Here is a 9,728-nt window from a genome sequence, read left to right as displayed (position 1 = left end):
AGGTAGTTGCCCCAGCCGGAGCTCCACTGAGTGCCACCGTCGAAGTAACTACCCCTGTTCCCACGGACGGAGACGGCACCGTCGGCGCCATGGACAACCATGTCGGCCTTGCCGTCACCGTCCATGTCAGCGAAGTACAACCGGCCCTTGCCCTCCCACCCGAGGTAGTTGCCCCAGCCGGAGCTCCACTGAGTGCCACCGTCGAAGTAACTACCCCTGTTCCCACGGACGGAGACGGCACCGTCGGCGCCATGGACGACCATGTCGGCCTTGCCGTCACCGTCCATGTCAGCGAAGTACAACCGGCCCTTGCCGGGCTGACCGGTGTAATTGCCCCAGCCGACGCTCCAGCGGGCCCCGGCGTTGAAGCGGTACACGGGCTGTCCGGCAGTGCCCGTGACCTTCGCCTTCGCGGTCCGGACCATGAGAGCCCCGTCCACCTGCTGGATCACCAGGTCACTCAGCCCGTCGCCGTTGACGTCTGCGGCATGGACGATCTCCCGCAGGCGTTCCCGAGTCCCCTTGACCCACGCCTGAGCCGTGGTGTCGTCGATGCGGGCGGACAGTGCGCCCGTGCGGGTCTCCGAACTGTCCGTGCCCCAACAACCGCCCTGCCAGGAACGGCTGTTGACGGCGACGAGTTCCACCCTGCCCTCCCTCTCCCGGATCAGGGGGCCGCCGGCGTCGCCGGCGCACACTGCGGCACCGTTCTGGCCGGTGATCGCGACCTGGTCATCCTGAGCGGCGTCCACCGTGAAGGAGCCAGTGTGCAGGGCGACAGGGGACCACTCGCTCTTGGTGCGGCCGAAACCGGCAGCCTTGAGCGTCTCGCCGACCGTGGGCGGGGTGGCGGCGAAGGGAATGGGCGTGATGCCGGTGGCCGGCTGTGCCAGCCGCGCCAGCACCATGTCGCGCCCCTGGAAGGGAACCAGCTCGGTGACCTCGGTGACGAGGCCCGCGGTCTCGGTGAGGTTGGTGCGGCCGATGGTGACGGTGGTCTTCTTGGCGGGCTTGCCCTCTGCCGGGGGCGCGCCCGTCGTCAGGTCAGCAGAGAAGCAGGAGGCGGCCGTGACGACCCAGCGCGGGTCGACCAGGGCGCCGGAGCAAGCACGTTCACCCTCACCGATGTCGAGACGGGCGGTGAAGCCGTAACCGGCGCCGGACGCGCCGGCACCCGATACCGCGCCGGCCGGCACGGAGGTCGCCAGCAGCGAGGCCGCGATCAGGGCCACTGCCCCCGCGGCTTCTGTCTGTCGGGCGCGGAGGGGACGGGAACGCTTCATTCTTTGATCCTTCTCAGAAGGGCGACAGTCTTTGTAATCGCGGGCCGACGAGGCCGACGCCGCTGGGTCGGCGGACGGCAGGCACACCTGAGGCAGACACGTCAAAGAGACGTCGAACGCCGCCTCGCCTGGTGGGGCATGCCCGGGTAGCCGGTGCGGAGGGTACGAGCGCCTCGGCGTCGCTACGTGACGGACCTGATCTCCAGGAGCGTGTGCGGGCACCGCCCGGGTCCGCCGCCTGCCCGACCGAGGTCCACGAGTTCCCACCGGTCTCGAAGGTCTTCTTCTCGGCCCCGGCCGTCATGTCCACCTCGGTGGAGTGGTCGTTGCCACGGAAGGCGTAGACGGAGGCGGCCTCCAGGGTCAGCCATCCGGACGTCAGCATCTCCAGCCGATCTCCGGCGTTCGTGCAGTCGGCAAGGGTGATGTGGCCGTCACCGCGCTTGAGGACGACGCTCGTTCTCGGCAAGGGATCTTGTCGGCCTGCGGGTAGTCGAAGTGCTCCATCGCGAAGCCGGGAGCCTCACCCGCCACGGACATGACCGCACCCGACCCGCCGGGTGCGGCCGGCGTGGTGCCCATGTCCCTCCTCCCACGAGACGTTGCCTTGATTAAGGCCATCACCTTCATGAAGCTCCTCGCTTTCCACTCCGAAAGGGAAGCAAGAATGGGTTTGAGACACGACTGGCCATAGCGCTGTTCCCCCACCCGCCGCCGACCGGGCAAGAACTAGCTTGCGCGTCGGAATACACTCGAACACGCACATGAAATCCCAGGCGGTCAGGTGCGTCCACTCGACGAAACTGGCAAACCGAGACACCCTCGACGTTTTTGATGTGAGCCCACTCACAACAAATATGGTTGCCGGGGTGAAAGCCAAGAAAAGGTAAAGCCCCACCCCTCGGCGGGCTGGGGCCGGGTGGCGAACTCGTCCGCCGTCACCGCCACGAACTGCGCAGGAGTCCCGCTGTCGCGCCGCAACCAGCAGCCGCGAGCGTCAGGACCGCACGCCTGTCACGCAAAGCGATCACCATGGATCACTGATCGGCTCGAATCGGCCACCCCACAGGCCGATATCGGCCATTGAGGATTTCGGCGTTCTGACGCGTCGACCTTGAATCGCGGTGCTGCAGCAAGCCGACGCAACCAACAATGAATTCCGGAACGATACTTTCCGTTTTCCGTGTGCGCACAAGAGCAAGGCCGTACATACGGAGCAGTCGGCGGAGATATTCACCGTGCGGCCCCGCAGGTCCGTCCTCCGGGGCCGCAGTTTCGGCCCCCGGGCGCGAACCAGCTCGCAAAGTTCCGACGCGGATGGCGAATCCGGGAGGGTGTGCGCCGAGGGTCAGTGCGCCAGATTGCTGCTCGGCGGAGGTGAGGGTCCGTCGGGTCCCCGTCATTGGCGAGGGTGCACCATCTCGGCGTATGCCGAGGCCATGACGCCTCGCGTGCATCACTCCAGGGGGCCGTGGGAGGACGAGGGCACCCCTCCGCCTGGCGATCGCACACACCAGACGGGGGATAGGCCCTCGGAGGGGCGACGCCCTTTCGCGACGCCCCTTTCGCAATACGCCCTAAAAGGCGTCGAACTCGTCGAACTCCCGCTCGGCCTCGTCCCGTTCGGCCTGGCGGTCGCGGCGGCGCTGGGCGGCGGGGCGGGGGGCCTCGAAGCGGTGGTCCTCGCCGCGCCGGCCGAGCATCTCCGCGCCGGTGGTCATGGACGGCTCCCAGTCGAAGACGACCGCGTTCTCCTCGGGCCCGATGGCCACGCCGTCCCCGGCGCGAGCGCCGGCCTTCATCAACTCCCCCTCGACACCGAGGCGGTTGAGCCGGTCGGCGAGGTAGCCGACGGCCTCGTCGTTGTTGAAGTCGGTCTGGCGCACCCAACGTTCGGGCTTCTCACCGCGGACGCGGTACAGGCCGTCCTCCTCCTGCGAGACGGTGAAGCCGGTGTCGTCGACCGCCTTGGGCCGGATGACGATGCGCGTGGCCTCCTCCTGGGGCTTGGCGGCCCGCGCCTGCCCCACCAGGTCGGCGAGGGCGAAGGACAGCTCCTTCAAGCCCATGTGCGCCACCGCTGACACCTCGAAGACGCGGTAGCCGCGCGCCTCGAGGTCCGGGCGCACCATCTCCGCGAGGTCCTTGCCGTCCGGCACGTCGATCTTGTTCAGGACGACGATGCGGGGACGGTCGCCGAGCCCGCCGTACTGCCGCAGTTCCTCCTCGATGACGTCGAGGTCGGAGGTGGGGTCGCGGTCGGACTCCAGGGTGGCGGTGTCCAGGACGTGCACGAGGACGCTGCAGCGCTCCACATGGCGCAGGAACTCCAGGCCGAGCCCCCTGCCCTGGCTCGCGCCCGGGATCAGACCGGGCACGTCGGCGATGGTGTAGACGGTCGAACCGGCGGTCACCACGCCGAGGTTGGGCACGAGGGTGGTGAAGGGGTAGTCGGCGATCTTCGGCTTGGCCGCGGACAGCACCGAGATCAGCGACGACTTGCCGGCGCTCGGGTAGCCGACCAGCGCCACGTCGGCGACGGTCTTCAGCTCCAGGACGATGTCCTGGAGGTCGCCCGGCTCGCCGAGCAGCGCGAAGCCGGGGGCCTTGCGCCGGGCGGAGGCGAGAGCGGCGTTGCCGAGGCCGCCCCGGCCGCCCTGTGCGGCGATGTACGACGTGCCGTGGCCGACGAGGTCGGCGAGGACGTTGCCCGCCTTGTCCAGGACGACGGTGCCGTCCGGCACGGTCAGGACCAGGTCCTGGCCGTCCTTGCCGGAGCGGTTGCCGCCCTCGCCGGGCTTGCCGTTGGTGGCCTTGCGGTGCGGGGAGTGGTGGTAGTCGAGCAGCGTGGTCACGGACTGGTCGACGGTGAGCACGACGTCACCGCCGCGTCCGCCGTTGCCGCCGTCCGGGCCGCCGAGCGGCTTGAACTTCTCCCGGTGGACGGAGGCACAGCCGTGACCTCCGTTACCCGCGGCGATGTGCAGCTCGACGCGGTCCACGAAGGTGGTCATGGTTCGGTGCCTCCAGAGAAACGTACGTCTGTGTTGTGGGGGTAACACGCGAAAGGCGGACCCGCCTTCCCGACCGGGAAGTGAGGTCCGCCTCGCGTAAGCGTCCGATCAGCCGACCGGGACGATGTTCACGACCTTGCGGCCGCGGTGGGTGCCGAACTCCACCGCGCCCGGCAGCAGCGCGAACAGCGTGTCGTCGCCGCCACGGCCGACGCCGGCGCCGGGGTGGAAGTGGGTGCCACGCTGGCGGACCAGGATCTCACCCGCGTTGACGACCTGACCGCCGAAGCGCTTCACGCCGAGCCGCTGGGCATTCGAGTCGCGACCGTTCCGGGTGGACGATGCGCCCTTCTTGTGTGCCATCTCTCCTCAGTCCCTTACTTCGCAGCCGCGGGGATCTCAGTGACCTTGATCGCCGTGTACTGCTGGCGGTGGCCCTGACGACGGCGGTAGCCGGTCTTGTTCTTGTAGCGCAGAATGTCGATCTTCTGGCCCTTGTGGTGGTCCACGACCTCGGCCTGGACCTTGATGCCGGCCAGCACCCACGGGTCGCTGGTCACAGCGTCGCCGTCGACAACGAGCAGGGTCGAGAGCTCGACCGTGTCGCCAACCTTGGCAGTGGAAATCTTGTCAACCTCAACGATGTCGCCGACAGCAACCTTGTGCTGGCGACCACCGCTGCGCACGATGGCGTACACGCGGATCTCACTCTCTCGCTCGGGAACGGCACCCCCGCAGTCCAGCCGCCGGGCGGAACGCCACGAACGGACCTCTCCCGGCCGCCGAGGCACCCGGGAGGAAGAGGTTTACGGGGATGTGGCGCGCCACACGACACGCCGACGGTCAAGGTTACGGGGCGGCTGGTCAGGGGTCAAACCGGCCGAGTCCGGCCCCCGCAGGGCGGGGCGGGCGGGGGCCGGTGAACACCGAGGGGCCGCTCGGTGTTCACCGGCGGCCCCTCGGCTCAGCCCTTGTCGGCTCAGTCCTCGTCGGTCGTGGCCGACACCGAGGGCGCGGTGCGCCGCGCCGCCGCCGTCGTCTTCTTGGCCGTCGACTTGGCTGCCGCCTTCTTGGCCGTCGTCTTCTTCGCGGCCGTCTTCTTCGCGGCGGTCTTCTCCGCCGTGGCCGTCGCCTTCTTGGTGGCGGCCTTCTTCGCCGTGGCCTTCTTGGCGGTCTTGCGGGCCGCCTTCTTGGCCGGGGCCGCCGCCGTCTCGGCGACCGGCTCGGCGGTCTCCGCGCCGGCGGTCCGGGCAGCGGCGGTCTCCGCACCGGTCGCCTCCGACGGGACGACCATGACGGCCGTCTCCTCGGACGCGGTGGACGCGGTGGCCTTGCGGACGGCACGACGCCTCGGACGGGCCGGAGCGGCGCTCTCGGCGGCCACCGGCTCCGCCGGGGCCTCGGCGGCCTCGGCAGCGGCCTGTGCGGCCGGCTCGGGCTCCTCCGCCGGGGCCTGAGCGGGCGCGGTCTCGGCGACCGTCACCACGGCGCTCTCCGCCCCGGCGGGCGACCCGGCCGGCGCGGACGCCTTACGGGTGGCACGGCGGCGCGTACGGCCCTTGGGCGCGGCCTCCTCAGCGGCCGGGGCTTCGGCGGCCGGGGCCTGGGCGGCGGCGGCCGCCTCGACCACCGGGTCCTCCGCGGCGACCGGCTCGGCCTGCGCCGTGGCGGCCTCGTCCGGCAGCACCGGACGCTCGGCCTCCTGCTCGGCGGTGACGTCCTGCGCCGTGGGCACGGTCTCCCGGCGGGCGGACGGCTCGGCCGTCTCCCCGGACTCGGAAGCGGCGGCCGTCCGCCTGGCGTTGCCCCTCGGAGCGCCCGCCGGAGCGGACACCCGACGGCTCGCCCGACGCCGACCGCGACCGCGCGTGGCCGCGGCCTCCGCCTCGGCGACGCTGCTGTACAGCTCTTCGTCGGGCGCGAAGTCGGGCGCCTCCAGGGCGACCGGCTCGGCGACCTCGGCGGCGACCTCGGCCTCGGACTCCACGTCGGCGACGGCCGGCAGGGCCTCCGCCTCGGTGGCCTCCGCGGTCACGGTCTCGTGCTCGTGCTCGTGGCCCTGTCCGTCGCCGCCGCGACCGCGCTTCTTGCGCTTGCCGCCGCCACCGGACGCCGACGGCTGGTCCAGGTGCACGATGACACCGCGGCCGTTGCAGTGGACGCAGGTCTCGGAGAACGACTCCAGCAGCCCCTGCCCGACCCGCTTACGGGTCATCTGCACGAGCCCCAGCGAGGTCACCTCGGCCACCTGGTGCTTCGTACGGTCCCGGCCCAGGCACTCGAGGAGGCGCCGCAGGACGAGGTCCCGGTTGGACTCCAGCACCATGTCGATGAAGTCGATCACGATGATGCCGCCGAGGTCGCGCAGCCGCAGCTGACGCACGATCTCCTCGGCCGCCTCCAGGTTGTTCCTGGTGACCGTCTCCTCGAGGTTGCCGCCCTGACCGGTGAACTTGCCGGTGTTGACGTCGACGACGACCATCGCCTCGGTCCGGTCGATCACCAGCGAACCGCCACTGGGCAGCCAGACCTTGCGGTCCAGCGCCTTGGCGAGCTGCTCGTCGATCCGGTAGGTGGCGAAGACGTCGACCTCGGAGGTCCACTTCGACAGCCGCTCGGCCAGGTCCGGCGCGACGTGCGAGACGTAGCCGTGGATCGTCGACCAGGCGTCGTCGCCGCTGACGACGACCTTGGTGAAGTCCTCGTTGAAGATGTCGCGCACGACCCGGACGGTCATGTCCGGCTCGCCGTAGAGCAGCGTGGGCGCGCTGGAGCCGCCGCCGTTCTTGGCCTTCTTCTGGATGTCCTCCCACTGCCCCTGGAGCCGCTCGACGTCGCGGCGCAGCTCCTCCTCGCTCGCGCCCTCGGCGGCGGTGCGCACGATGACGCCCGCGTCCTCGGGGACGATCTTCTTGAGGATGGTCTTCAGCCGGGCCCGCTCGGTGTCGGGCAGCTTGCGGCTGATGCCGGTCATCGAGCCCTCGGGCACGTACACGAGGTAGCGGCCCGGCAGGGAGACCTGGCTGGTGAGACGGGCGCCCTTGTGCCCGATCGGGTCCTTGGTGACCTGGACGAGCACCGACTGGCCCGACTTCAGGGCGGACTCGATACGGCGCGGCCCGTTGGCCATGCCCAGCGCCTCGAAGTTGACCTCGCCGGCGTACAGGACGGCGTTGCGGCCCTTGCCGATGTCGATGAAGGCGGCCTCCATCGACGGCAGCACGTTCTGGACCTTGCCCAGGTAGACGTTGCCGACGTACGAGGTCGACTGCTCCTTGTTGACGTAGTGCTCGACGAGCACGCCGTCCTCCAGGACGCCGATCTGCGTGCGGTCGCCGTGCTGGCGGACGACCATCACACGCTCGACGGCCTCGCGGCGGGCGAGGAACTCCGCCTCGGTGATGATCGGGACACGACGACGGCCCTGCTCGCGGCCTTCCCGGCGGCGCTGCTTCTTCGCCTCCAGGCGGGTCGAGCCCTTGATGGACTGCACCTCGTCGGACGGCTCGCCGGCCTTGCGCGGCTCACGGACCTTGACGACGGTGCGCTCCGGGTCGCCCTCGCCCGGCTCGGTGTCGGGGGAGCTGTCCCCGGCGCGACGGCGACGACGGCGGCGACGGCGGCTGCCCGCGGTGGAGCCGGCGGCCTCGTCCCCCTCGTCGGCGTCGTCCTCGTCCTGCTCGGAGGTGTCCTCGGAGTCCTGCTCGGTGTGCTCGGCGGCCAGGTCGTCGGAGTCGGCGTCCCCGGACTCGCCGTCCGAGGCGTCGCCACGACGGCGACGACGGCCGCCCCGGCGGCGACGGCGACGCGAGCCGCCCTCGTCGCCGTCGTCATCGCCCTCAGCTGCCTCGTCGATGCCCTCGGCGCCGTCCGCGGCCTCGGCCGCCTCGTCGGCGTACTCGGGCTCCTCCGGCACCGTCTCGTCCTCGGTGGACGGCTTGACGGTCTCGGCGGCCTCGGCGGCCTGGGGGCTCGGGGCGCTCTGACGCGTGGTCTCGGCGGCCTCGTCGCCCTGACCGGCTCCCCGGCGGCGACGGCGGCGGCGCGCCCCGGTCTGCTCCTCCGACGGCTCCTCGGTCCCGGCGGTCGGCGCAGGCTGCGCGGACTGCACGGGCGCGACGGCCTGCGCGGGCGCGACGGGCTCCGCCTCGGCGGCCGCGGCTTCGGCGGCCGCGCGCTCCGGGGTCTGGAAGCGGGGCTCGGTGAAGACGGGCGCCTGGAACACGGCGACGGCGGGGCGGGCGGGACGACGCGGCCCGTCGCCCTCGTCGCCGGCCGGACGCGCGGGCTCGGAGAAGCCGCCGGCGGCCTTGCGGACCGCCCGGCGCCTCGGCCGGCGGGGAGCGGCGTCCTCGTCGGCCTGGGGGGCGGGCGCCTCGGCGGCCTGCGCGGCGGGCGCCTGCCGCTTCTCGGCGGCGGCGGGCGCGGCGGGCGCCTCTGCCTCAGGGGTCTCGGTGGTCGCGGTGGTCGCGCTCTGCTCCTCGGCCGGCGCGGACGCCTGGCGCGTGGCACGACGACGCGTACGACGCGGGGCGGCCTCTTCGGCGGGGGCCTGCTCGGCGGGGGTCTCCACCGCGGGGGCCTCTGCCGGGGTCTCGACGGCCTGGGGGGCCTCGACCGGCGCGGCGGCCTCCGCCTCCTGCGGCGCTCCGACGGGCGCGGAGGCCCGGCGGGTCGCACGACGACGGGTGCGGGGGGCGGGCGCGGCCTCGGCGGCGGACTCCCCGGCGGTGTCGGCGGTCGCCTCGTCGGCGCCGCTCGCGGGCGCGGTCTCCGTCGCCTCGGGGGCGGTGGCGGGAGTGGCCACGCGCCGCGTCGCGCGACGACGGGGGCGGGGCGGGGTGGCGTCTTCCGTCACGGCGGTCTCCTGTGCGGTGGTCTCCGCGACGGGCGCTGCCGCCTCGGCGGGCGCGATGGTCTCGGCGGTCACCACGGCCTGCGCCGCGTCCTGAGCACCGGCGGGCGCGGAGGCACGCCGGGTCGCACGACGACGCGGACGCACGGGCGCGGCCTCGACCGCCTCCGCGGCCTCTTGTGTCGCGTCGGTCCCGGCGGCCTCGACGGTCTCCACCGTCTCGTCGGCCTTCTCCTCGTCGACGTCGTCCGCCAGGTCGGCGGACGCGACGGCCGGCACGGCCGGTTCGACGGTCTCGGCCGGGGCGTCGGCGGAGGCGCCCACCGGCGGACCGGCGGGGCGGGAGGCGGCACGGCGCCGACGACGCGGCGGCAGGGTGTCGCTGGGGGTGTTGTTGTGTTCTTCGGAACCCTGGGTGGGTTCGGTCGGCTCGAGCATGCGGGTGTGTCTCCCGTCAGGCTCCCGGGCGCCGCGCTGGTCCGGTGCCGATCACAGGGGATCGGTCGCCGTTGACGTCCGCGGCTCGCGCTGTGCGCGGTGCCGCCGCCCGGGGCGCGGCCGCCGCACGGGAGCTCT

General features: G+C 72.1%; 5 protein-coding genes. All 5 read right to left on the bottom strand.

What is annotated here, in order from left to right:
- The coding region (locus ACIRS4_RS30455; protein WP_404202130.1) for a trypsin-like serine protease at positions 1–1,283 on the bottom strand (1,283 nt) is incomplete at its 3' end.
- Positions 1,284–2,860: 1,577 nt separating this feature from the next.
- Positions 2,861–4,297 carry a GTPase ObgE gene (gene obgE / locus ACIRS4_RS30450; RefSeq protein ID WP_404202128.1) on the bottom strand — a complete coding sequence of 479 codons (1,437 nt, stop codon included), beginning with the start codon at positions 4,295–4,297 and terminating at the stop codon, positions 2,861–2,863.
- A gap of 108 nt (positions 4,298–4,405) precedes the next feature.
- The gene (rpmA, locus tag ACIRS4_RS30445) at positions 4,406–4,660 is read right to left on the bottom strand and encodes a 50S ribosomal protein L27 (protein ID WP_130436790.1); all 255 of its coding nucleotides are present in this window, start codon (positions 4,658–4,660) and stop codon (positions 4,406–4,408) included.
- 14 nt (positions 4,661–4,674) lie between these two features.
- Positions 4,675–4,995, bottom strand: coding sequence for a 50S ribosomal protein L21 (gene rplU, locus ACIRS4_RS30440; protein ID WP_004931419.1), 321 nt, complete (start codon positions 4,993–4,995; stop codon positions 4,675–4,677).
- A gap of 281 nt (positions 4,996–5,276) precedes the next feature.
- Entirely contained in the window at positions 5,277–9,590 is a 4,314-nt protein-coding gene (locus tag ACIRS4_RS30435; RefSeq protein WP_404202126.1) for a ribonuclease E/G, read from the bottom strand.
- Positions 9,591–9,728 lie beyond the last annotated feature (138 nt).

The organism is Streptomyces sp. NPDC101166 (assembly GCF_044768125.1).
GTDB lineage: Bacteria > Actinomycetota > Actinomycetes > Streptomycetales > Streptomycetaceae > Streptomyces.
This window is presented reverse-complemented; position numbering and strand designations above follow the sequence as displayed.

Excerpts from the sequence above, each read along its gene's own strand:
- obgE (WP_404202128.1), bottom strand. The coding sequence starts at position 4,297 with ATGACCACCTTCGTGGACCGCGTCGAGCTGCACATCGCCGCGGGTAAC.
- rpmA (WP_130436790.1), bottom strand. The coding sequence starts at position 4,660 with ATGGCACACAAGAAGGGCGCATCGTCCACCCGGAACGGTCGCGACTCG.
- ACIRS4_RS30435 (WP_404202126.1), bottom strand. The coding sequence starts at position 9,590 with ATGCTCGAGCCGACCGAACCCACCCAGGGTTCCGAAGAACACAACAAC.